This window comes from Rhodococcus erythropolis R138 (assembly GCF_000696675.2).
Taxonomy (GTDB): domain Bacteria; phylum Actinomycetota; class Actinomycetes; order Mycobacteriales; family Mycobacteriaceae; genus Rhodococcus_F; species Rhodococcus_F erythropolis.
The window spans coordinates 4,747,545-4,769,655 of record NZ_CP007255.1 but is presented as its reverse complement, the minus strand read 5'-3'; the positions used below and the strand labels follow the sequence as shown (position 1 = coordinate 4,769,655).

Genomic DNA, 22,111 nt, shown 5'->3' with positions numbered 1-22,111 from the left:
GCTTCGAGCGTACCGACCGATCGGCATTAAGCGGCCCAAGTCTCTTCAGCGCTGCCGTCCCTCAGCTCATTCGTCTCGCTGACTGTGCCTTCAGTAGATCGGCCAGTCGATCAGGTGAGATCCGCTCGCGAACCGCTTCCGTCACGAGTTCGGCCTGCGTCTGAGGCGCGAGGCCGTCGATCGGTTGGTCTCGGTCCAGATTGGTCGGGAAGGCGTAGCCCTCGGCCGAGGCGGCGACGGCGCACCGAACTGCCTCGTCGGACCCCGCCTCGCTGAGAGCGAGCAGTGCCGGATAGATCGCGTTGACGAGTGCCTCCCGGTCGATGGTTCCGAGGGCTCGACCGAAGGCCGACGACACCTGGAGAAGATTTGCCATACGCAGGACGTCCGCGGACTTGTTGTGGCCTGCCGCGTGGAACAGCGCTGGGTTGAAGAAGACGGCATCTCCCTTCTTCAAAGGTAATTGGACGTAGTTGGCTTCGAAGAACTCCTTGAACTCGGGACGCTCGAACGCGAGGTATCCGGCTTCGAATTGCTGGGAGTACGGCAGATACTTGGTCGGGCCCGTCTCGGCCGGCATATCCACGTGGGCGACTGCACCTTGCAAGGTGAGGGCAGGGGTCAAGCGGTGAACATGCGCCCGAAACTTCGCGGCTACGTCGCTCGACATGAAACCGAGGTGGTAGTCGCGATGTGGATTCTGTGCGGCGCCACCGGGATTGACGACGTTGACGTCCGACGTCACCTGATACATGGGGCCGAGCCACGCTTCCGAAGCCAACGCGACAATGCTGTTTGCGTAGTAGTCGACGTAAGCCTTGGGATCTTCGAGCGCCAACTTCAGTTGTGCGCCCCAGATTCGGTCATTGGCACCAGGTTTGGCGAAGTGATCTCCGGACGCTGCACCGGATTCGTGTTGGCGCGCAATGAGTTCACGGAAGACCGCGCTGGCGCGATCCAGTATCTCCGCGTCGAACGCGCCTTGAAAGACTGTGATGCCGGGGCCGGTGAGTAACGCCCGGGCGATCTCGTCTTGGATCTCGGCCCGGGTTTCAGGATTGGACGATTGCTCTACCAATGCTTCCGAGCGGTACAGAAGTACCCCGTCGGCCACTGAATGGGCGTACGGGTAATCGGCAAGGGCGGTGTCGTGCGCGACCAAAGCGGCGAAGTTGTCGATGTTGCAGTCTTCTCGGTGCAACCTACCTGCGGACGGCACGGTGTGGTTGGTCAGTGATGGAGTCATTCGGGGCCTTTCCTGCGGTGTTCAAGATGCGCTGTACCTCAAAGACTGCCAAGGAGAACCCATCGAAACTACCCCTGAAATCCATCAAAAAGACCTCAGAAACTTTCCCCCACGGGCTCGACCGAGACAGTTGTCCCCGCGGAGTGCATCGACTTGATCACGGCAGCTGCCACGAGATTTGCCCGCAGGCCGTCCGCGGCTGTGGCCAACGTCGACGGTCTTCCGGTGCTCAATGCGTCGATCCACTCTTGAAGTTGGCGGCGATACGACTCGGCAAAACGCGGAATCCAATCCGCCGCATAGCCGTACGAGTGGGATCGATCCGCGTCGGTGTGGATGACCACCGGTTCGGCGAGACGAGCGGCGCCGATTTCGCCCACGACCTCGCACCGAGTGTCGTAGCCGTACCGCGCGTTGAGAAAGACCTCGACCGTGGTGAGAACGCCGTCGGCGGTGCGCAGCATGATTATCTGCGGATCCTGGCGATCGTTCACCAGCGAACTCGAGCGCCCGCAGTGCCAGCTGGCTGCGACGACGGGAGAGTTCAAGATCCACGGCACGATGTCGAGTTCGTGAATCGCGGAGTTGGTCACCGTGGATTCCGAGCTGCCACCCGGGTAGGCGCTGACAGTGCGACTCGAGCAGTGCACGATCAGTGGGTCACCGATACGACCGGAATGTGTTTCGGCCTTCAGCGCCACGTATCCCGGATCGAAGCGGCGCATGAATCCGACGCTCACAAGGGGGCTTTCGGGGTTCTCGGCCGCAGCGACGAGTCGGCAGTCCTCTGCTGTCACTGCGAGGGGCTTTTCACACAGAACCGGTTTTCCGGCTTCGACAGCAGCAAGCGTGAGGTCGGCATGCGTTGAATCATGGGAAGCGATGACTACGGCGTCCACACCGGCGTCGTTGATCAGTTTCAACGGATCGGTCACCCACCGTGCGCCGACTGCGGACGCTACGGACTTTGCTCGCTCTTGATCGAGGTCTGCAACCACAGAGACCGTTGCCCCGGAGACCGTGGAGTGGAGATTGCGGACGTGGTCGGCGCCCATGACGCCGGTTCCGATCACACCGACACGAATCGACATGAGGTTCCTACTTTCAGAGGATTGAAACGGACAACCTAATGTCCTTACATATTTCGAGATTCGACTCTACAGTTCGAGGCATGACATCTTCTACAGTTCTGGAACTCCCTCGCACCAGGGTCCCCGATCCGGTCGACGCTCCGACTTTGCGCTGGGGGATCCTCGGGCCTGGCTGGATCGCACAGCGCTTCGTGGAGTCACTCCAGAGAAACACAGCGCAGGAAGTCACGGCCGTCGCTTCGCGCGGACTCACCCGCGCTCAGGCCTTCGCGGACAATTGGGGGATCCGACGCGCTCACGGTAGCTACGACGCTTTGCTTGCCTCCGAGGATGTGGACGTCGTCTATGTCGCAACACCGCACACTGCCCATTTCGATTGCGCGATAGCGGCATTGGATCACGGCAAGCATGTCGTGGTCGAAAAGCCGCTGGCTTTGAACGCAGCGCAGGGACGGGCGATTCAGGAGCGGGCGGCTGCGCTCGGACTGTTTTGCATGGAGGCGATGTGGACGTCGTTTCTGCCCAAGTTCGACGTGATCGACCAGATCCTCGATGCGGGGCTGCTGGGAACCATACGTACGGTTCTGGCCGATCACGGCGAACGGTTCGAGACCGATCATCGTATCTACGATCCAGCGCTTGCGGGTGGGCCACTTCTCGACCTCGGGACCTATCCGGTCAGTCTCGCGTATCGGGTATTGGGTGTTCCTACTGCGGTTGCTGCCCTGGGCGAGCCGGCGAATGACATGGTGAACGGCCAGATCTCAGCGGTTCTGTCCTGGGCAGGCATTGCTCAGGCCAGTCTGAACACCACGATCCTTGCTGACACGCCCAACACGGCCTCGATCTGCGGCGACAAGGGGATGATCGTTCTGGACTCGACGTTCTACCGGCCCGGGGCCTTCACTGTCCGGCTAGGTGACGGAAGATCTGCGCGCTACGACGATCCGGTCGACGGATACGTCGGAGGTCTCGCGTTCGAGGCGGCCGAGGCGGCGCGGCGGATCACCGCCGGGGATATCGAGTCGCCGGTCCATCCGCTCGACGCGGCCATTGCGACGCTCGACATCCTCGACGAGATCCGCCGTCAGGTGGGGATCACGTTCCCGGGTGAGGGCTAGAGCGTAAAGGCCTTCCGGAAAGCAGTGAGTGCGGTGTCACTGTCTCCGGATGCCCAGCCCTCCAAACCGATCGTGCCGGTGTAACCCTGGTCGGCGAGCGCGCGTGCGATGGCGGGGTAGTTGATCTCGCCGGTTCCGGGTTCGCATCGGCCGGGTACGTCGGCCACCTGAATCTCGCCGATGTTGTCACCACAACGCCGCACGAGTTCGATGAGGTTTCCTTCGCCGATCTGTGCGTGGTAGAGGTCGAGCATCATCTTGAAGTTGGGGTGTGAGACGGATTCCACCAGTGCCAGAGTGTCTTTGGCGCGGGCCATCGGTACGCCGGGGTGATCGACGATCGTATTGAGATTCTCGAGGCAGAAGACGACTCCGGCTTCTTCGCCCAGTCTCGCGATCTTCTCGAGAGCGCGTTGGGCGGTCAGCCACATCGCTCCCGTAGTTCGATACTGCGGGCGCGCAGCCTGTCCGTCGATCAGCTCGCCGGTATGGAAGTTCAGCCGGGGAACGCCGAGTTTCGCTGCCGGAGCGAGGCATAGCGCCGCTGTACGTACGAGTTCGGTGCTGCCGGCGTCATCGAACAAATCGCCGTGGAGGTAGCCGGTCATCGAGGAGAAGCGAGCCCCGGTGGCGACCAGAGCATCGAGGTCCTTGTCTTGCCAACTCCAGATCTCGGCTGCGAATCCCGCCTCCGAGATCCGCCGAACACGCTCGACGACAGGGAGTTCGGTGAACGTCATCTCGGCAGAGACCGCCAAATCGAAGGGGCTCACTGCGGCACCGACAACAATGATACGGGCAGTCCGGTTTCCACGGATTCCTTTGCGGCCAATGCGATTTCCAGCGCATTGCGGGCATCGAGACCGTGGACCGACGGCGCGCGGCCGGAGCGGATGCAGTCTGCGAAGTGCGCCAACTGGGCGACATAGGCGTCGTGAAACAGTTCGATGTTCACCCGAGGTGTGTCGGCCAGAACGCCCGGTGAGCTGTAATGACGCATCGCGGTCCGCGTGACCTCGCCTGCACTCACCATTCCACCGGAACCGAAAACTTCGCCGCGCACGTCGTAACCGTAGGTGGCTTGGAAGTTGGCCTCGGCCGACGCGAGGGCGCCGTTGTCGAAGCGCAACTGAACCATCGACGTGTCGAGGTACCCCTGCTCCTTGTACTGCGGATGGATGAGAGCATCGGCCTGCGCGAACACCTCGACGACGCGTACCCCGGGGTTGAGCCAGAGCAGAGCGTCGAAGTCGTGAATCAGCGTCTCGTTGAAGATGGTCCACGGCTTGACTCGGGAGGCGACGTCGGCGGTGATTCCTGGGTCGCGGGTCAGAGAACGAAGTAGCTGTGGGGTTCCGATCCCGCCGGCGGTGATCACGTCGTGGGCCGCGGTGAAGTCGGCGGCGAAGCGCCGGTTGAAACCGACTTGCAGCGCAACGTTGTTCGCGGCACATGCGCCGATCGCGCGATCGGCGTCCTCGAGTGTCAAGGCCATCGGCTTTTCGCAGAAGACATGTTTGCCGGCCTCCGCGGCGGCCACCACGAGATCGGTGTGAGTTGATGCGGGCGTGCTGATGAGCACCGCTTCGACGGTCGGATCGGCAATCAGCTCAAGGGCGTCGGTGTACGCGCGGGCGTCGGGACTGACACGTTCGATCAACGACGCCGCAGCGCCGGGCGCAGGATCGGCGACGGCGACGAGACGGGTGCCGGAGATACGCAGCGCGACGGACTCGCCGTGGAAGCGGCCGATCCATCCGGCGCCGATGAGACCGACTGCAACAGAGGCAGACATGGGGACTCCGTTCGGAGTGAGAATGAGGAACTAGATCGTTCTAGTCCATGCCAGTAAAGCGCCGGATGCGGCGCGCGTCAATGCTTCGGTGCTTATTCGCTGGAACGATCTAGTCTGTGGAGGTGAACAGTCGACGCCCCACCTTGCAAGACGTAGCAGACCTGGCCGGTGTGTCACGCGCTTTGGTGTCCATCGTCATTCGTGATGTCCCAGGTGCCAGCGATGCGACGCGGGTACGGGTCAAGGCGGCCGCGGACGAACTCGGCTATCGACCCGACAACGCGGCGCGACTGCTGCGCCAACATCGCAGCCGCCTGATCGGTGTCAGTTACGTTGCGGCGCAAACGTTTCACGCGGAGCTGCTCGACGAAATCTATGTGGCCGCCGAACGGTCGCGCTACGACGTCGTCCTCAGTGCGGTCTCGGAGCGACGGCCGGATTCTCGTGCAACGCGGACCCTGCTCGACGACCGGTGTGAGGCGATCTTGCTGTTGGGTTCACAGGCGCCGGAGGCAGAGATCGTCGACCTGGCCGACAAGGTTCCCGTTGTCGTAATCGCGCGGAAGATGTCGTCAGTGCACGTGGATGTTGTCCGAACAGATGACGAGGCGGGCGCGGTGATGGCCGTGAATCACCTTGTCGAACTCGGGCACCGCTCGATCACCCACGTCGACGGCGGGCGAGGCCCGGGCGCCCAGGAACGGCGTCAGGGCTACCGCAAGGCCATGCGAGCGGCAGGTCTGGAGCCGAGAATTCTTCCCGGCGGTCTCACGGAGGAGTTCGGCGCAGCTGCCGCCAGGTCGATGGTCGAGGGTGGGTTACCCGGGGCGGTCTTCGCTTTCAACGATCGCTGCGCGCTCGGAGTTCTCGACGTCTTCCTGCGTGCCGGGATCTCGGTGCCTGGCGACGTTTCCGTGATCGGATTCGACAACAGTGCATTGGCAGGTTTGGCGCACATCGATCTGACCAGTGTCGGGCAGGACACGGCGTTTCTGGGCGGCGCCGCGGTGGAGCGGATCTCCGAACGCCTCGACGGCGGAAGTGGGCCATTGGGCAAGGACATTGTCGCGCAGCCACAACTGGTGGTTCGAGGTTCAACTGGACCCTCAGGGCATTGACCTGCAGTTTCGACTTCAATCAGTTTGTTCGGTCTTTGATAAGCAGTCCTAATGTCAGAACAAACTATTGACATTCGACTGTGACGGGTATTACATCTTTCACATACAACCGAGCACCATCCGTTCGCGGGCCGTTGGTTGATGTCGAGAGGGAGTTCACATGTCGTTTCTCACGGGACGCAAGAGCGTTGCCGTACTGGCCGGAGCCTCAGTCGTGGTCTTGGGTCTGGCCGCCTGTTCAAGCACCGGCGGAAAGCCGGATTCTTCCGGATCCGGAATGGGCGCGGGTACGGCGGACACGCCCCGCGCCACCATTGCGATGATCACTCACGAAGTTCCCGGTGACACGTTCTGGGATCTGGTGCGCAAGGGAGCCGAAACCGCAGCGGCCAAGGACAACATCGAGCTTCGGTACTCCGCCGATCCCGAGGCGCCGAATCAGGCCAACTTGGTTCAGAGTGCGATCGACAGCAAGGTCGACGGGATTGCTGTCACCCTCGCGAAGCCCGACGCCATGGTTGCCGCGGTCCAAAGTGCCACCGCCGCGGGCATTCCGGTGGTCGCCCTCAACTCGGGCCTCGAGACCTGGAAGGACATGGGCGTCAAGGAGTACTTCGGTCAGGACGAGTCGATTGCCGGTGAAGCTGCCGGCGAGCGACTCAACACCGAAGGTGCCACCAAGGTGTTGTGCGTCATTCAGGAGCAGGGCAACGTGAGCCTCGAATCACGTTGTGCCGGAGTGAAGAAGTCGTTCAAGGGAACGACGGAGATTCTCAACGTCAACGGCAAGGACATGCCGTCGGTGGAATCGACCATCACCGCGAAACTTCAACAGGACCCGGCAATCGATCGAGTTCTCGCACTCGGTGCTCCATTTGCTTTGACGTCCGTGACGTCGGTCGGCAATGCGGGCAGCAAGGCGAAGGTCGTCACCTTCGACACCAACGCGGCGCTCGTCGACGCCATCAAATCCGGTGACGTGCAGTGGGCAGTGGACCAGCAACCCTTCCTGCAGGGCTACCTCGCCATCGATTCGCTGTGGCTTTACCTCAACAACGGCAACGTGATCGGTGGCGGCTTGCCGACCCTGACCGGACCCGCGTTCATCGACAACACCAACATCGACTCGGTCGCCGAGTACGCCAAGAACGGAACTCGCTGATCCGGGCGCACGGAGGGCTGAGAGTCCGCCCTCCGTGCGCCTGTCCAGCACGGAAGGGAAATCATGTCCACTCAGGCAGATCTCGACCTTGCCGCCCACAAAGTCGTGACCGATGAACGGGTGAAGGAGCAAAAGCGCATTCAGCGCCTACTGCTCCGCCCGGAGATGGGTTCACTTGTCGGCGCCATCGCCATCTTCATCTTCTTCTGTATCGTCGCGGCACCGTTCCGTACGCCGGAAGCGCTTGCGACAGTGCTCTACTCCAGCTCCACGATCGGCATCATGGCTTGCGCGGTCGCCCTGCTCATGATCGGCGGCGAGTTCGACCTCTCCGCCGGCGTCGCAGTCACCACGTCCTCGCTCGCCGCGTCGATGATCGCCTACAACCTGCACCTCAATCTGTGGGTGGGTGCGATTCTGGCGCTGGTCGTTTCGCTCGCAGTCGGATTCTTCAACGGCTACCTCGTCATGAAGACGAAGATTCCCAGCTTCCTCATCACCCTGAGCTCGTTCCTGATGCTGACCGGAATCAACCTGGCCGTCACCAAGCTCGTGAGTGGTCAGGTTGCCACACCCAGCGTCTCCGACATGGCCGGATTCGATTCTGCGAAAAAGGTATTCGCGTCGTCGTTCTCGGTCTTCGGGGTGTCCGTCAAGATCACGGTCGTGTGGTGGCTGCTGTTCACCGCGATTGCAACATTTGTTTTGTTCAAGACCAAGATCGGCAACTGGATCTTCGCGGTCGGCGGCAATCAGGACAGCGCCCGCGCGATCGGTGTGCCGGTGACCGCAGTCAAGATCGGCCTGTTCATGACCGTCGGCTTTGCTGCCTGGTTCGTGGGCATGCATCTGCTGTTCTCGTTCAATACCGTTCAGTCCGGTCAGGGTGTCGGTAACGAGTTCCTGTACATCATCGCCGCAGTCATCGGCGGTTGTTTGCTCACCGGTGGTTACGGAACCGCGATCGGCGCTGCGATCGGCGCATTCATCTTCGGTATGACCAACCAGGGCATCGTCTACGCAGGCTGGAACCCGGACTGGTTCAAGTTCTTCCTCGGCGCCATGCTGCTGTTCGCGGTCATCGCCAACAACGCATTCCGCAACTACGCTGCGAAAAGGTGACACATGAGTACCACAGCTGAAGTTCCGGCTCTCTCGAACTCGGGCGGCAACGTGCCACTGATCGAGCTCAAGGACGTCGGTAAGCAATACGGAAACATCATCGCGCTCAAGGGAATCAACCTGCGCGTCGGTGCGGGTGAAGTGACCGGTGTGCTCGGTGACAACGGCGCAGGCAAGTCCACGCTGATCAAGATCATCGCCGGTCTGCACCAGCAGAGCGAAGGTGAACTACTCGTCGACGGCGAACCGACAACGTTCCACTCGCCTAAAGAGGCGCTTGGCAAAGGCATCGCGACGGTCTATCAGGACCTCGCCGTTGTTGCGTTGATGCCGGTGTGGCGCAACTTCTTCCTCGGGCAGGAACTGCGCAAGGGTGGTCTGATCAAGTCGCTCGACGCCAACGCCATGCGCGCGACGACGCTTTCGGAACTGTCGAAGATGGGCATCGAACTGCCTGACGTCGACGCACCGATCGGTAGTCTCTCCGGCGGTCAGCGTCAGTGTGTTGCCATCGCCCGCGCCATCTTCTTCGGTGCCCGCGTGCTGATTCTCGACGAGCCGACAGCAGCGCTCGGCGTCAAGCAGTCGGGAATGGTGTTGCGCTACATCACCGCTGCCAAGGAACAGGGATTCGGCGTCATCTTCATCACGCACAATCCGCACCACGCGTACATGGTCGGCGATCACTTCGTGCTCCTCAACCGAGGCAGGCAGAAGCTCGACGCCAAGTACGACGACATCTCACTCGAAGAACTGACCAAGGAGATGGCGGGCGGTGACGAGCTCGAGACACTGACCCACGAGCTTCGCCGTTAGATCAAAACCTCGCGACTACAGCCTCGGTTCGAATCGAACCGAGGCTGTAGTCGTTTCGTCAGAGGATGGTCGTCGGCCGAACCCCGAGGCCGGAATGCATGTACGCCTCGTCGATCATCGTCATGTTGGCTACCGCGTCGCCCGGTCCGATCGGCAGCGCCGAGACCCCGGACAGATGATCGGCGAACGCTTCGAGTTGCCAGGTGTACGACGACTTTGTGCCCAGATGCTCGATACTCGTGTGCCCATCGACAGTGACGGAGACACGGTCGTCGACGTCCGGCTGGAGGAAGTTGTGCACCAGGACGTCTCCGTTGGTTCCGAAGACCCGGAAGGTGAAGTGGTACTGCTCGTCCAACATCGTTGTCACAACGGATGCCCGCGCTCCGCCGGGATACTCGAGTTCGATGTCGAACCACGAATCGACCCCCGGAGCGTATTCCTCGTGGCGGGTCTCGGTCACCACTGGCGCACCACCACAGACGTCACTCAGCATCCGGGAAGCATGTAACCCGTAGCAGCCCAGGTCCATCAGTGACCCGCCTGCCAAGGCGAGCTCCCACCGCGGGTCGTTCTCGGATGGTTTGGGCATCCGCAGTACGGTTTCCACCCGAGTGACCGCGCCGACTGTGCCGCTCCGAACCACATCCAGCAGGCGCCGGTTCACCGGATGAAAGAGGTAGTGGAACCCCTCGAGCAGCGTCACTCCGCTCACGCGCGCTGCCTCGGCTACAGCACGCGCTTCCACAGCGTTGCTCGAAAACGGTTTCTCCGTCAGCACGTGCTTGCCGGCCTGAACGGCGGCGAGATTCCACGGTCCGTGCAGGCTGTTGGGCAGCGCGTTGTAGACGACGTCCACCTCCGGATCCGAGATCAGCTCGGCGTACGAACCGACCACCCGTTCGATCCCATGCTGGGCCGCATAGGCTCTGGCCCGCTCGGGGCTGCGTGCGGCAACGGCCACCAGGCGGTGCCCGGTGGCCGTTGCAGGTTTGATCATCGCGTTCTCGGCGATGCGTGAGGCTCCCAGAATGCCTATCCGCAGCGGGGTAGGTGTCACAGAACCGACCGCAGATACTCGACGCTCGCTCGCACATCACGCACCGGTCCCTCGTCGGACGGAGCCTCGGTCAGAATGGTGTCCTGCTCGAGCACGTACCATCCGTCGAAACCGTGGCGCTGCAATATGGCTGTGACACCGGCGATGTCGACGTCGCCGCCACCGAGCGGACGGTACATTCCCGCCTTCACGCCGTCGGTGTAGGTGAGCTCACCACTGCGAACGCGTGATGCGAGGGCATCGTCGACGTCCTTGAGATGCACGTGGGTGATGCGCTCGGGAGCTTGACGCGCCAGGTCGACCGGATCGGTGCCGCCGATCAACAGGTGGCCGGTGTCCAGGCACAGTGGGATGGCCGAGCCGTCGAGCACTCGCAGGACCTCGTCGCGCTGCTCGATCATCGTTCCGACGTGAGGGTGGACAACTGCCCTGATTCCACGCTCGGCCGCGGCGTCGGTGAGGCGATCGAGATTGTGTAGCAGGGTTTTCCAACTCTGCTCGTCCAGTTCTGGGCGTGAATCGTAGCCGTCGGAACCCGTCGCGGCGGCCAGAACCAAAACCTCGGCACCTGAGGCGACAAAACCGTCGAGGATGGGGGAGATGCCGGGCACCGGATCATGATCGTCATCGTGCAGCAGTACTGGTGCAAACCCGCCGACTGCGCTCAGGTCGTGATCCGCGAGCACCTTGGCCATCTCGGCAGGTGCTGTCGGCAGAAAGCCCTCCGGTCCGATTTCCGTTGCCGCCAGACCGACTTCGCGCATTTCCCGGAGGACTTGCGCAGGGTCGAGTTGGTAGCCCCAGCCCGGGACTTCGCACACGCCCCAGGAGATCGGTGCGCCGGCGATGCGAGGAGTGCTCATGTGTGTGCCTCATTCTTGTCGTGAAGGAACAGATCTTTGACTTCGGTGATCGTGACGGGCCGACCCTCGCGCAGAGAGTGCGTTGCAGCTTCGGAGATCCACGCCGACTCGACCGCATCTGTGGGCGTACACGGTGATTCCCGACGCCCGGCGACAACGCCGAGGAATGCTTCGAGTTCCGCACGGTAGGCGGACGTGAAGCGGTCCATGAAGAACGTGTACGGCTCCTGCGAGGGGAACGATGTTCCGGGGTCGAGCGAGCGGAGTGGCAAGCGGTCGTCCAGCCCGGCAACGACGGAGTCCGCCGAGCCGAGTACCTCGAGTCGGCAGTCGTAGCCGCGGCCGTTGTAGCGGGTATTTGACACGACCGCGATGGTTCCGCCTTCGAAAGTGAGAACCGTTGCGGCGGTGTCGACGTCACCGGCATCGGCGATCCCGCGATCACCCTGATTCGAGCCGGTGGCAAAAACCGTGGTGACTTCGCGGCCGCTGACCCACCTGACGATGTCGAAATCGTGGATCGAGCAGTCGCGGAAGATGCCGCCGGAGTGTTCGATGTACGAGATCGGCGGGGGAGCGGGGTCGAGGGTGGTCGATCGGAGAGTGTGGATCCAACCGAGTTCTCCGGATCGAACTGCGTCGTACGCCGCCACAAATGACGGGTCGAATCGGCGCTGAAATCCGATCTGGACTGGTACCGACGTCTGCTCGGCAGTCGCGAGGACACGAACCGAGGATTCGATCGAGTCGGCTACCGGCTTTTCGCAGAACGTCGGGATGTCTCGGCGGACAGCGGCTTCGATCAGGTCGGCGTGCGAACTCGACGACGCGGCGATCAGAACGCCGTCGATGCCTGACGCTAAAAGCGCGTCGGGATCGGCAGCGGACTCCACGTCGAGTTCGCTTGCCACGTCCGAGGTTCGACGTGCGTCGACGTCGGTGACAACCAGTGCGTCGACGCCGTCCGTCGTCAGCAGGTTTCGGGCGTGGTGGCTGCCGATTCGTCCGAGGCCGATGACTCCGATACGAGCGCCCATCAGTCCAGCCCTCCGAAGACGTTCTGGTCCCAGTCGATGATCGAACCTGTCACGACTCCGCTGCGATCGGAGAGCAGGAAGACGACGAAGTCGGCGATTTCGTCGACCTGTCCGAGCTTGCCCATGGGGAGGGTGCTGCCCGCACGTTCCTGCCAATCGTCACCAGCGTCGTGAAAAGCTCTCTGCGTGAGGTCTTCTCCCTCGGTCTGTGTCCACCCGATGTCGAGACCGTTGATCCGGATACGATCCCAGCGATGCGCATGGGCGGCGTTGCGGGTCAGCCCCGCCAGCCCGGCCTTCGCTGCCACGTACGGCGCGAGATACGGTTGCCCGCCGAGTTCGGACGTGGAGATGATGTTGACGATGGACCCGGGGACCGCACGCTCGCGCATGTCCTTGACCGCTGCCTGCATCGTGAAGAACGGACCGCGGAGGTTCACCGCGATGTGCTGGTCGAAGAGTTCCTCGGTGGTGTCGAGCAGCGTGCCGCGCGAGGTGAGTCCGGCAGAATTGACGAGGGCATCCACGCGGCCGAAGTGTGAGATCGTCTCGGCCACGCTGGCGAGCGCGGAATCGGTCTGCGCCACATCGGCTTCGATGAAGTGGGTTCCCGAAAGTTGTGCCTCGAGAGCTTTTCCGACGTCCGGGCGCCGGCCAGTGAAAGCCACCTGAGCGCCCTCACGGACTGCGGCGCGAACGACGCCGGCGCCGACGCCTTGCGAGCCGCCACTGACCAGTACGACGGTGTCGGCGAGGAGTGCGGGCCTGGTTACGCCCGGCGGAGAAGTCATGGGTTTAGTCTGGCTGTCACGAAGACCTCGAGCAACAGCGAAAAACCATCAAATATCCATCATCGTGAGGTAGTTGTGGCGCATCGATTCAAAGTACGGGAGATCGCTCAGCAGTCGGGCCTGAGTGAGGCCACCGTCGACCGGGTGCTCAACGACCGTCCTGGAGTTCGGGAGGGCACACGATCGGAGGTTCGCCAAGCGATCACGGACCTGGAACGTCAACGCTCGCAACTGAAACTGGTCGGTCGCACGTTCATCGTCGACGTCGTGTTGCAAACCCCCGCAAGGTTTTCCGACGCCGTCCGTGACGCGCTCGAGGCTGAACTGCCGACCCTTGCGCCTGCTGTCGTTCGTTCCCGGTTCCACTTTCGTGAAACCGGTTCGGTCGAAGCGATGACGTCGACGCTCGACAAGATTCGCCGACGCGGATCCCACGGAGTCATCGTCAAGGCTCCCGACACTCCGGAAGTCGTGGCGGCGATCGACCGGTTGGTGGCGGCCAAGATTCCGGTCGTCACGTTGGTGACCGATGTTCCCGGTAGCAGGCGAGCCGCCTACATCGGCATCGACAACCGAGCCGCCGGAGCCACCGCCGCGTACTTGATAGATCAGTGGCTGGGGAATCGGGACGGCAACGTGCTGGTCAGCATGAGTAGCGGCTTCTTCCGTGGGGAGGAAGAACGGGAGATGGGATTTCGATCCGCCATGCGGGTCTCGGCTCCGCATCGACGGTTGATCGACATTCCGAACAGTGACGGTCTGGATCAGACGAGTAGGAAACTGGTGCGAGCGGCACTCGAATCCGATCCGCAGATCCGTGCCGTGTACTCGATCGGTGGTGGCAACCTGGCCACGGTCGACGCGTTCGAAGAACTGAACCGGGAGTGCAATGTCTTCATCGCCCACGATCTCGACGGTGACAATCGAAAGTTGCTGGGGGAGAGGCGAATATCAGCGGTGCTCCACCACGATCTGCGTGCGGATGTTCGCACTGCCTGTCAGGTGGTCATGAAGGAACACGGCGCCATGGGCGCTCACTTCGGCTTCACGACGTCACCGGTCCAAGTCGTGACACCGCTCAACATGCCCCCGACATAGCTGTGCGCGGTTAAGGAGTCCGGAGACTCCCTAACCGCGCACAGGCCGAAGGCCTAACGAGCGAAGAGCAGCGCTCGCTTGACTTCCTGAATAGCCTTTGTCACCTGGATGCCGCGGGGGCATGCGTCGGTGCAGTTGAACGTGGTGCGGCAACGCCACACGCCGTCCTTGTCGTTCAGGATGTCGAGACGCTCGGAAGCGGCCTCGTCACGGCTGTCGAAGATGAACCGGTGTGCGTTGACGATGGCAGCGGGACCGAAGTAGCTGCCGTCGCTCCAGTACACGGGGCACGACGTGGTGCAGCATGCGCAGAGAATGCACTTGGTGGTGTCGTCGAAACGAGCACGGTCGTGCTGGCTCTGGATGCGCTCACGCGTGGGCTCGTTGCCACTGGTGATGAGGAACGGCTTCACGGCGCGGAATGCGTCGAAGAAGGGTTCCATGTCGACAACCAGGTCCTTCTCGACGGGCAGGCCCTTGATGGGCTCGACCGTGATGGTGACCGGCTTGCCGTCCTTGGGCAGCATGTCCTTCATCAGCAGCTTGCAGGCCAGACGGTTCACACCGTTGATCCGCATGGCGTCCGATCCACAGACACCGTGTGCGCAGCTGCGACGGAACGTGAGGGTGCCGTCGAGGTAACCCTTCACGTACAGCAGCAGGTTGAGCAGACGGTCGGTGGGCAGTGCCGGGACCTGGAAACTGTCCCAGTGCTGGCCTTCGCCCGATTCGGGGTTCATCCGCGCGATCTTGAGAGTGACCATGACGGCCCCCTCGGGAACAGCGGGGAGTTTGGGTGCATCTACAGCAGGCGCAGACATCAGTACTTACGCTCCATCGGCTCGTAGCGGGTCTGGATCACCGGCTTGTAGTCCAGACGGATGTCGGAGAGCAGGCCGTCACCCTCCTTGTACGCCATCGTGTGCTTCATGTACTCGGCGTCGTTGCGATCCGGGAAGTCCTCACGAGCGTGGCCGCCGCGCGATTCCTTGCGGTTGAGGGCGCCGACGACGGTGACCTCTGCCATTTCGAGGAGGAAGCCCAGCTCGATGGCCTCGAGCAGGTCGCTGTTGTAGCGCTTGCCCTTGTCCTGGACCGTGATGTGGTTGTAGCGCTCCTTGAGAGCACGCACATCCTTGAGTGCCTGGGTGAGGCGCTCTTCGGTGCGGAAGACGGAGGCGTTGTTGTCCATCGACTGCTGCAGCTCGGTGCGGATGTCCGCAACGCGCTCGTGGCCGTGATCGGACAGGATGACGCCGACCCAGTCTTCGACCATCGCAGCCGGGGTTTCCGGCAGGTCGACGAACTCGGTGGAGTTCGCGTACTCGGCGGCAGCGATGCCGGCGCGGCGGCCGAACACGTTGATGTCGAGGAGCGAGTTGGTGCCGAGGCGGTTTGCGCCGTGCACGGAAACGCAGGCACATTCGCCGGCGGCGTACAGGCCCTTGACGACCTCGTCGTTGTTGCGCAGAACCTCACCGTTGATCTTGGTGGGGATACCGCCCATGACGTAGTGGCACGTCGGGTAGACGGGCACGGGCTCCTTGACGGGGTCCACGCCGAGGTAGGTGCGCGAGAACTCCATGATGTCGGGGAGCTTCTCGTCGAGAACTTCCTCGGGGATGTGCGTCACGTCGATGTAGACGTAGTCCTTGTTCGGGCCGGCGCCGCGGCCTTCCAGAACCTCGAGGACCATCGAACGGGCCACGATGTCACGCGGAGCGAGGTCCTTGATGGTGGGGGCGTAGCGCTCCATGAAGCGCTCGCCGTCGGCATTACGGAGAATGCCACCTTCACCACGGACGGCTTCCGAGATCAGGATGCCGAGACCGGCGAGTCCTGTCGGGTGGAACTGGTGGAACTCCATGTCCTCGAGGGGCAGGCCCTTGCGGAAGATGATGCCCATGCCGTCACCGGTGAGGGTGTGCGCGTTGGACGTCGTCTTGTACATACGTCCCGAGCCGCCGGTCGCGAAGATGATCGACTTGGCGTGGAAGATGTGCAGCTCGCCGGTCGAGAGCTCGTAGCAGATGACACCGGTGGCAACCGGGCCGTCCTCGGTCTCGGTGATGGCGATGTCGAGCGCGTAGAACTCGTTGAAGAACTCGACGTCGTGCTTGACGCAGTTCTGGTACAGCGTCTGCAGGATCATGTGACCGGTGCGGTCGGCTGCGTAACACGCACGGCGGACGGGTGCCTTGCCGTGGTCACGTGTGTGGCCACCGAATCGACGCTGGTCGATCTTGCCTTCGGGCGTGCGGTTGAACGGCAGACCCATCTTCTCGAGGTCGAGCACCGCGTCGATGGCCTCTTTGGCCATGATCTCGACGGCGTCCTGGTCGGCGAGGTAGTCGCCGCCCTTGACGGTGTCGAAGGTGTGCCACTCCCAGTTGTCTTCCTCCACGTTCGCCAGTGCGGCACACATGCCGCCCTGGGCCGCGCCGGTGTGGCTGCGGGTGGGGTAGAGCTTGGTCAGTACGGCCGTGCGGGCACGGGGGCCAGCTTCGATTGCCGCACGCATGCCTGCGCCGCCGGCGCCGACGATGACCACGTCATAACGATGTTCCTGCATGAAGTCTGTGCTCCCCTAGCTCGCCGAGATATTGGGGTCGAAGGTGAAGATGACGTACGTGCCCAGGCCCATGATCAGGATCATCGAGAGAACGAGGATCGTGGTCAGCCAGAAGCGCGTGGAGTCCTTGCGGGAGTAGTCCGCGATGACCGTGCGCAGGCCGTTACCGCCGTGCAGCTGTGCCAGCCACAACATCGTCAGATCCCAGAACTGCCAGAACGGGCTGGACCAGCGACCTGCGACGAATGCGAAGTTCAGACGGTGAACGCCACCGTCGAGCATCAGCATGATGAACATGTGGCCCAGGACCAGAACGATCAGGGCGACGCCGGAGAAGCGCATGAACAGCCATGCGTACAACTCGAAGTTGTTCCGAGCCTTCGCGCGCGGGGACCGCGGGTTGTCCAGGCTTGCGGGACGGTCGTATGAGGTGCCCAGGCTCTTGGCTTCGGGTCCGTGAGTAGTCGCCATGTCAGTGCTCCGCAAACATGTTGATGAGGATGCGTCCGGCGCCTGGGATCATCACCAGGAACCAGATCGTCAGAATGGTCCAGAGCATGACGCGCTGGTACTTCGGGCCCTTCGACCAGAAGTCCACCAACATCACGCGCACGCCGTTGAGGGCGTGGTAGAGGACTACGCCGACGAGGCCGATCTCCATGAGGCCGACGAGGGGGTTCTTGTACGTGTCGATTACGGCGTCGTACGTATCGGGATTGACCCGAACGAGTGCCGTATCGAGAACGTGTACGAATAGGAAGAAGAAAGTAGCGACGCCTGTGATCCGGTGTAGAACCCAGGACCACATTCCGGGGTCGCCCCGGTAAAGCGACCTCGTGCGCTCCTTCTGAGGAGCGGCTTCAGTCGTAGTACTCATCGAGTGCTGTGCCTCCAACGTCATTGGTGGACGCGTCGAGCCTGCAGAGAGCTTCGATGTACCTCAGCCCGGGCTCGACGGGATCCTGAACCGACTTGACTCAGACTCTAAACCTATGTGAAACCGGGAACTAATCAGATGCGGGATTCGTACGCGTACCAAACTCTTTGTAAGGTTTGCCTTTCCAATCTCACCTAGCCGGTTTCGGCGTGGTTTCTGCATCCATTCAGTCGGCGTGATTGGATAACGAACCATGGGTGACATCGACTGGAAGTTGTTGCGGCACAACGCGCAAGTGGTCATGCGGCAGGCTTATGCACCGTACTCGGGCTATGCAGTGGGTGCAGCTGCCCTGGTAGACGATGGTCGGATCGTCTCAGGATGCAATGTGGAAAATGTCTCATACGGTTTGAGCCTGTGTGCCGAATGTGGACTCGTCGGTAACTTAGCCGCCACCGGGGGCGGGCGGCTGGTTGCCTTCACGTGCTGCGACGGGAAGGGCTCGATTCTGATGCCATGCGGCAGGTGCAGACAGCTTCTTCTCGAGCACGGCGGGGGTGAGATGCTTGTCGACACGAGCAGTGGGTTCAAGCCGCTGAGCGAGCTGTTGCCTGATGCTTTCGGGCCGGAACAAGCAGAGGGGCTCCGCCATGTTTGACGCAGTTTCCATCATCGGCGCCAAGCGTGACGGCCGCGAGTTGTCGGGAACCGAGATCGACTGGATAGTTCAGGCGTTCACTGAGGGGGTCGTCGGCGACGAGCAGATGTCGGCGCTCGCGATGGCGATCTATTTCCGAGGAATGTCACGAGCAGAGACCGGCCGATGGACCGAGGCAATGATCGAATCCGGCGGGAGGATGGACTTTTCGGACTTGCCGCTGCCCACCGTCGACAAGCATTCGACCGGTGGTGTTGGGGACAAGATCACCCTTCCGCTCGCGCCCCTCGTCGCGGCATGTGGTCTTGCAGTCCCGCAGTTGTCGGGACGCGGACTCGGCCACACCGGCGGAACTCTCGACAAGCTCGAGGCCATTCCAGGTTGGCGAGCCGAGCTCACGGCGACGGAGATGGTCGACATTCTCGCGGACCCGAAAATCGGCGCGGTGATCTGCGCTGCCGGAGCGAACCTGGCCCCCGCCGACAAGAAGCTCTACGCGCTGCGCGACGTGACCGGAACGGTGGAATCCATTCCGCTGATCGCAAGTTCGATCATGAGCAAGAAGATTGCCGAGGGAACCGGCGCCCTGGTGCTCGACGTCAAAGTCGGTTCCGGAGCGTTCATGAAGGACCTCGGCGACGCGCGAGAGTTGGCACGCACGATGGTCGAGTTGGGCAACGACGCCGGCGTGCGTACAAGTGCTCTCATAACCGGGATGGACACCCCGCTGGGATTGACGGCTGGCAACGCTCTCGAGGTGCGTGAATCCGTCGAGGTGCTGGCAGGCGGCGGGCCGTCCGACGTCGTCGAGCTGACCCTGGTCCTGGCTCGGGAGATGCTGTCCGCGGCTGGGATCGACGGTATCGACCCCGCAGACAGACTGGCCGACGGCACAGCCATGGACCGGTGGCGCGCGATGATCGCCGCACAAGGTGGGGACCCACACGCGACGCTGCCGGTGGCCCGGCACAGCGACGTCGTCACCGCGGACCGAGACGGCGTACTGACCCGACTCGACGCCATGGCGGTGGGCGTCGCGGCCTGGAAGCTCGGAGCCGGACGCGAACGACAGGGCGAAGCCGTTCAGGCCGGTGCCGGCATCGAGATGCACGCGAAGCCCGGCGACGTGGTCCGCGCCGGACAGAAGCTGATGACACTGCACACCGACACTCCCGAGAGATTTGATGCTGCGCGGCGGAGCCTCGACGGAGGCTGGTCGATCGGGGCCGATTCCGACACCGTTTCGCGACCGTTGCTCATCGAGCGAATTGTGGGTGATTCGCGTTAGCGTTGGCGAATGAACGCACCGGAGTTGACCACGATCCGCAGCGCACCCAAAGTTCTTCTCCACGATCATCTCGACGGAGGACTCCGACCCGAGACTGTCCTCGAACTGGCCGAGCAGTGTGGCTACGACGAGCTGCCGGCGAATACGGCATCCGAACTGGCGCAATGGTTCCGAACTGCCGCTGACAGTGGTTCGCTCGAGCTCTATCTCGAGACCTTCGCCCACACCGTCGCCGTGATGCAGACTCCCGAAGGGCTCGCGCGGGTCGCGCGCGAGTGCGCCGAGGATCTGGCCGACGACAACGTCGTATACGCCGAAATCCGTTTTGCGCCCGAGCAGCACCTGGAACAAGGCCTGACTTTGGACGAGGTCGTCGAGCACGTTCTCGAAGGTTTCCGGGCCGGCGAATCCGCTGCCAGGGTCGCGGGACGGAAGATCCGAATTGGGTGTCTTCTCACGGCGATGAGGCATGCCGCCCGGTCACGGGAGATCGCCGAACTCGCTGTGCGATTCCGGGACCGCGGCGTCGTCGGTTTCGACATCGCCGGTGCCGAGGCCGGTAACCCGCCGAGCCGGCACCTCGACGCCTTCGAATACATGCGTGATGCGAACGCCCACTTCACGATTCACGCGGGTGAGGCGTTCGGGTTGCCGTCGATCCACGAAGCCATCGCCTTCTGCGGAGCGGATCGGTTGGGTCACGGCGTGCGGATCGTGGACGACATCGACGTAGCCGGCCAAGGTGGGGCAGAGCTGGGTCGACTCGCGAACTACGTCCGTGACATGCGCATTCCCCTGGAACTGTGCCCGAGTTCGAACGTGCAGACCGGAGCGGTAGCCGCCCTGGCGGACCATCCGTTCGGACTGTTGGCGGACTTGCGCTTCCGCGTGACCGTCAACACTGACAACCGGCTGATGAGCGACACCAGCATGAGCCGGGAAATGGCCGCGTTGGTCGAGACCTTCGGTTACGGCTGGACCGATCTGGAACGCTTCACCATCAACGCGATGAAGTCGGCCTTCATCCCGTTCGACGAGCGCCTCGCGTTGATCGACGACGTCATCAAGCCGGGTTACGCCGTGCTCATCGGCTAGCTGACGTGCACCCGACTACTCAGATCGCAGCCGGGCCTCGAACTCACGCTCGAGTTCGCGCCAGGCCTCGGATTCCTTGGTGAACGGCGCACTCGGAGCCATCCGCGACGGATCGGGGTTGAGGAGGTACGAGACGTACCAACCCAGCTCGTTCGACGCGGACAGAGCCTCCTCGGTGGAGTCGTCGTCGGCGAAATCCGCTGCATCGGTGAACAATTCGACGGCAAGTTCCAGTTGCTCGGCGTCGACGACGTCCGGGCCCTGGGCGAGGTCGTCGGCGATGCCGGGCAGAACGTAGACGTTCTCGTCCGTGACCTCGATTTCGAGTGAACCGTCGACGGCAGCATTCTGAATTTCGCCGTACGTGCTGACCTGCGAGAGATCGTGTTCGTGGTTGTCGGCGAGGTAGCGAGCGAGTGCGCGCTCGCTACGGAAGACGGTGATCAGTCCGTCCTTGCCGAGGAAGATCGCCTGATCGCCCATGTAGCAGCGCAGAGTGTAGAACGTCTCGGCTGAGGTGATGATGCGGATCGGGTCGACACCGACCTCGCCCCAGAAGGTCTCGACTTCGTCTTCCTCCTCGTCGAGGTCGTCTTCGTCGAATTCCTCGTCCTCGCCCTCCTCGGCGACATCGTCGGCGTCGACGGTGTTCTCGGCGGCAGCGAGCAGTTCAGCTTCGGCGACCGCGACGGCAGCTGCGTCGACCTTCGGGGAGGTGACCACCTTGTCGATGGCGTCGAGAACGGCGTCCCAGTCCTTGACGATCGCAGCGCCGACCTGGTCCCACAGCTCCAGGCCTTCGCGACCTTCGAAGGTGCCGGCGCCGGTCGCAAGCGCGCCGAGAACCGGATGGCCGCTGAAGAAGCGGATGACCGCGTCCAGTTCGCACACCTCGCCGATGTTGCGAGCCATGTTCAAGGTGTCTTCGAGTTCCGAGACCGCCAGTGCCTCAGGGTCACCTGCGGCCAGTTCCGGCACGCCGACGAAGTCGAACGTGAAGTTCTCTTCCGGTTCGAGCTCGGCTGCCGACAGCCCGGAGACGACGGCCCACGCCGGATGCTCGACCAGGTCGTTGTCGGAGTCCGTTCGGATGAAGGCCGCGAGTTCTGCGACGGAGGAGAACCCGTACAGGTCTTCCTCATGGCCGAGGAACGCTTCCCACTCGTCGTCGCCCTCGCGCCAGCGGGGTGCCCACAAAGTGACGAGGTCTCCGTCGGTGAGTCCGATTTCGATAGGGACGATGTCTCCAGCCATGGGCGGAAGCCTATCCACCGCAGAGCGAAAGGCATAGCGGGGGTTCG

Annotated in this window: 22 protein-coding genes; 9 read left to right on the top strand and 13 right to left on the bottom strand. The window is 62.5% G+C overall.

Going from position 1 to position 22,111, the window contains the following annotated elements; genetic code table 11:
- Positions 1-61: 61 nt before the first annotated feature.
- Positions 62-1,246: a phytanoyl-CoA dioxygenase family protein gene (locus H351_RS21890; RefSeq protein WP_029254991.1), complete on the bottom strand. Its 1,185-nt coding sequence runs from the start codon at positions 1,244-1,246 to the stop codon at positions 62-64.
- Between the two features lie 95 nt (positions 1,247-1,341).
- Positions 1,342-2,337 (bottom strand): Gfo/Idh/MocA family oxidoreductase, encoded by a 996-nt coding sequence (locus H351_RS21885; protein WP_029254992.1) that lies wholly within the window; start codon positions 2,335-2,337, stop codon positions 1,342-1,344.
- Between the two features lie 80 nt (positions 2,338-2,417).
- On the opposite strand from H351_RS21885, the gene H351_RS21880 reads away from it, so the two are divergent.
- Complete coding sequence (locus tag H351_RS21880; protein WP_029254993.1) at positions 2,418-3,458, top strand: Gfo/Idh/MocA family protein; 1,041 nt, start codon at positions 2,418-2,420, stop codon at positions 3,456-3,458.
- On the opposite strand, the gene H351_RS21875 is transcribed toward H351_RS21880, so the two are convergent.
- Positions 3,455-4,231: a TIM barrel protein gene (locus H351_RS21875; protein WP_029254994.1), complete on the bottom strand. Its 777-nt coding sequence runs from the start codon at positions 4,229-4,231 to the stop codon at positions 3,455-3,457. The genes H351_RS21880 and H351_RS21875 overlap by 4 nt on opposite strands.
- Positions 4,228-5,253 (bottom strand): Gfo/Idh/MocA family oxidoreductase, encoded by a 1,026-nt coding sequence (locus H351_RS21870; RefSeq protein WP_029254995.1) that lies wholly within the window; start codon positions 5,251-5,253, stop codon positions 4,228-4,230. Before H351_RS21870 ends, H351_RS21875 begins: the two co-directional genes overlap by 4 nt.
- A gap of 116 nt (positions 5,254-5,369) precedes the next feature.
- Between H351_RS21870 and H351_RS21865 the strand changes: the two genes are divergently transcribed.
- From H351_RS21865 to H351_RS21850, 4 genes are all read left to right on the top strand, one after another.
- Entirely contained in the window at positions 5,370-6,371 is a 1,002-nt protein-coding gene (locus H351_RS21865; protein WP_029254996.1) for a LacI family DNA-binding transcriptional regulator, read from the top strand.
- Between the two features lie 160 nt (positions 6,372-6,531).
- Entirely contained in the window at positions 6,532-7,533 is a 1,002-nt protein-coding gene (locus tag H351_RS21860) for a substrate-binding domain-containing protein (RefSeq protein WP_007727338.1), read from the top strand.
- Positions 7,534-7,596: 63 nt separating this feature from the next.
- A complete protein-coding gene (locus tag H351_RS21855) occupies positions 7,597-8,655 on the top strand; it encodes an ABC transporter permease (RefSeq protein WP_003940759.1) in 1,059 nt (352 codons plus the stop codon).
- Between the two features lie 3 nt (positions 8,656-8,658).
- Positions 8,659-9,471: an ATP-binding cassette domain-containing protein gene (locus H351_RS21850; RefSeq protein ID WP_007727336.1), complete on the top strand. Its 813-nt coding sequence runs from the start codon at positions 8,659-8,661 to the stop codon at positions 9,469-9,471.
- A 58-nt stretch (positions 9,472-9,529) separates the two neighbouring features.
- Here the strand turns inward: H351_RS21850 and H351_RS21845 are convergent, their stop codons facing one another.
- From H351_RS21845 to H351_RS21830, 4 genes are read right to left on the bottom strand one after another with little or no spacing between them, the layout of a single operon-like run.
- Positions 9,530-10,531 (bottom strand): Gfo/Idh/MocA family protein, encoded by a 1,002-nt coding sequence (locus H351_RS21845; protein ID WP_029254997.1) that lies wholly within the window; start codon positions 10,529-10,531, stop codon positions 9,530-9,532.
- The gene (locus H351_RS21840; protein ID WP_029254998.1) at positions 10,528-11,394 is read right to left on the bottom strand and encodes a TIM barrel protein; all 867 of its coding nucleotides are present in this window, start codon (positions 11,392-11,394) and stop codon (positions 10,528-10,530) included. The genes H351_RS21845 and H351_RS21840 overlap by 4 nt, the downstream gene beginning before the upstream one ends.
- Positions 11,391-12,431, bottom strand: coding sequence for a Gfo/Idh/MocA family protein (locus H351_RS21835; protein WP_029254999.1), 1,041 nt, complete (start codon positions 12,429-12,431; stop codon positions 11,391-11,393). Before H351_RS21835 ends, H351_RS21840 begins: the two co-directional genes overlap by 4 nt.
- On the bottom strand, positions 12,431-13,222 hold the full coding sequence (locus tag H351_RS21830; RefSeq protein ID WP_021332520.1) for an SDR family oxidoreductase: 792 nt from the start codon (positions 13,220-13,222) through the stop codon (positions 12,431-12,433). The genes H351_RS21835 and H351_RS21830 overlap by 1 nt, the downstream gene beginning before the upstream one ends.
- Positions 13,223-13,297: 75 nt before the next feature.
- On the opposite strand from H351_RS21830, the gene H351_RS21825 reads away from it, so the two are divergent.
- Positions 13,298-14,320 (top strand): LacI family DNA-binding transcriptional regulator, encoded by a 1,023-nt coding sequence (locus H351_RS21825; protein WP_029255000.1) that lies wholly within the window; start codon positions 13,298-13,300, stop codon positions 14,318-14,320.
- A 53-nt stretch (positions 14,321-14,373) separates the two neighbouring features.
- Here the strand turns inward: H351_RS21825 and H351_RS21820 are convergent, their stop codons facing one another.
- Genes H351_RS21820 through sdhC form a run of 4 tightly spaced genes read right to left on the bottom strand, consistent with a single transcriptional unit; the run spans position 14,374 to position 17,769 of the window.
- Positions 14,374-15,141 carry a succinate dehydrogenase iron-sulfur subunit gene (locus tag H351_RS21820; protein ID WP_003940925.1) on the bottom strand — a complete coding sequence of 256 codons (768 nt, stop codon included), beginning with the start codon at positions 15,139-15,141 and terminating at the stop codon, positions 14,374-14,376.
- Positions 15,141-16,892: a succinate dehydrogenase flavoprotein subunit gene (sdhA, locus tag H351_RS21815; protein WP_019747692.1), complete on the bottom strand. Its 1,752-nt coding sequence runs from the start codon at positions 16,890-16,892 to the stop codon at positions 15,141-15,143. The genes H351_RS21820 and sdhA overlap by 1 nt, the downstream gene beginning before the upstream one ends.
- A 15-nt stretch (positions 16,893-16,907) precedes the next feature.
- On the bottom strand, positions 16,908-17,363 hold the full coding sequence (locus H351_RS21810; protein WP_003940699.1) for a succinate dehydrogenase hydrophobic membrane anchor subunit: 456 nt from the start codon (positions 17,361-17,363) through the stop codon (positions 16,908-16,910).
- A 1-nt stretch (position 17,364) separates the two neighbouring features.
- Entirely contained in the window at positions 17,365-17,769 is a 405-nt protein-coding gene (gene sdhC / locus H351_RS21805) for a succinate dehydrogenase, cytochrome b556 subunit (protein ID WP_020969155.1), read from the bottom strand.
- Between the two features lie 253 nt (positions 17,770-18,022).
- On the opposite strand from sdhC, the gene H351_RS21800 reads away from it, so the two are divergent.
- From H351_RS21800 to H351_RS21790, 3 genes are read left to right on the top strand one after another with little or no spacing between them, the layout of a single operon-like run.
- A complete protein-coding gene (locus H351_RS21800) occupies positions 18,023-18,427 on the top strand; it encodes a cytidine deaminase (RefSeq protein WP_029255001.1) in 405 nt (134 codons plus the stop codon).
- On the top strand, positions 18,420-19,715 hold the full coding sequence (locus H351_RS21795) for a thymidine phosphorylase (RefSeq protein WP_029255002.1): 1,296 nt from the start codon (positions 18,420-18,422) through the stop codon (positions 19,713-19,715). Before H351_RS21800 ends, H351_RS21795 begins: the two co-directional genes overlap by 8 nt.
- 9 nt (positions 19,716-19,724) lie before the next feature.
- The gene (locus H351_RS21790) at positions 19,725-20,810 is read left to right on the top strand and encodes an adenosine deaminase (RefSeq protein WP_029255003.1); all 1,086 of its coding nucleotides are present in this window, start codon (positions 19,725-19,727) and stop codon (positions 20,808-20,810) included.
- Positions 20,811-20,825: 15 nt separating this feature from the next.
- On the opposite strand, the gene H351_RS21785 is transcribed toward H351_RS21790, so the two are convergent.
- Positions 20,826-22,064, bottom strand: coding sequence for a hypothetical protein (locus H351_RS21785; protein WP_020969158.1), 1,239 nt, complete (start codon positions 22,062-22,064; stop codon positions 20,826-20,828).
- Between the last annotated feature and the right edge of the window lie 47 nt (positions 22,065-22,111).

Coding starts and splice junctions, on each gene's coding strand:
- H351_RS21855 (WP_003940759.1), top strand. CDS start 7,597: ATGTCCACTCAGGCAGATCTCGACCTTGCCGCCCACAAAGTCGTGACC.
- H351_RS21850 (WP_007727336.1), top strand. CDS start 8,659: ATGAGTACCACAGCTGAAGTTCCGGCTCTCTCGAACTCGGGCGGCAAC.
- H351_RS21840 (WP_029254998.1), bottom strand. CDS start 11,394: ATGAGCACTCCTCGCATCGCCGGCGCACCGATCTCCTGGGGCGTGTGC.
- sdhC (WP_020969155.1), bottom strand. CDS start 17,769: ATGAGTACTACGACTGAAGCCGCTCCTCAGAAGGAGCGCACGAGGTCG.
- H351_RS21885 (WP_029254992.1), bottom strand. CDS start 2,337: ATGTCGATTCGTGTCGGTGTGATCGGAACCGGCGTCATGGGCGCCGAC.
- H351_RS21890 (WP_029254991.1), bottom strand. CDS start 1,246: ATGACTCCATCACTGACCAACCACACCGTGCCGTCCGCAGGTAGGTTG.
- H351_RS21830 (WP_021332520.1), bottom strand. CDS start 13,222: ATGACTTCTCCGCCGGGCGTAACCAGGCCCGCACTCCTCGCCGACACC.
- H351_RS21795 (WP_029255002.1), top strand. CDS start 18,420: ATGTTTGACGCAGTTTCCATCATCGGCGCCAAGCGTGACGGCCGCGAG.
- H351_RS21860 (WP_007727338.1), top strand. CDS start 6,532: ATGTCGTTTCTCACGGGACGCAAGAGCGTTGCCGTACTGGCCGGAGCC.
- H351_RS21870 (WP_029254995.1), bottom strand. CDS start 5,253: ATGTCTGCCTCTGTTGCAGTCGGTCTCATCGGCGCCGGATGGATCGGC.
- H351_RS21800 (WP_029255001.1), top strand. CDS start 18,023: ATGGGTGACATCGACTGGAAGTTGTTGCGGCACAACGCGCAAGTGGTC.
- H351_RS21785 (WP_020969158.1), bottom strand. CDS start 22,064: ATGGCTGGAGACATCGTCCCTATCGAAATCGGACTCACCGACGGAGAC.
- H351_RS21790 (WP_029255003.1), top strand. CDS start 19,725: ATGAACGCACCGGAGTTGACCACGATCCGCAGCGCACCCAAAGTTCTT.
- sdhA (WP_019747692.1), bottom strand. CDS start 16,892: ATGCAGGAACATCGTTATGACGTGGTCATCGTCGGCGCCGGCGGCGCA.
- H351_RS21880 (WP_029254993.1), top strand. CDS start 2,418: ATGACATCTTCTACAGTTCTGGAACTCCCTCGCACCAGGGTCCCCGAT.
- H351_RS21810 (WP_003940699.1), bottom strand. CDS start 17,363: ATGGCGACTACTCACGGACCCGAAGCCAAGAGCCTGGGCACCTCATAC.
- H351_RS21835 (WP_029254999.1), bottom strand. CDS start 12,431: ATGGGCGCTCGTATCGGAGTCATCGGCCTCGGACGAATCGGCAGCCAC.
- H351_RS21820 (WP_003940925.1), bottom strand. CDS start 15,141: ATGTCTGCGCCTGCTGTAGATGCACCCAAACTCCCCGCTGTTCCCGAG.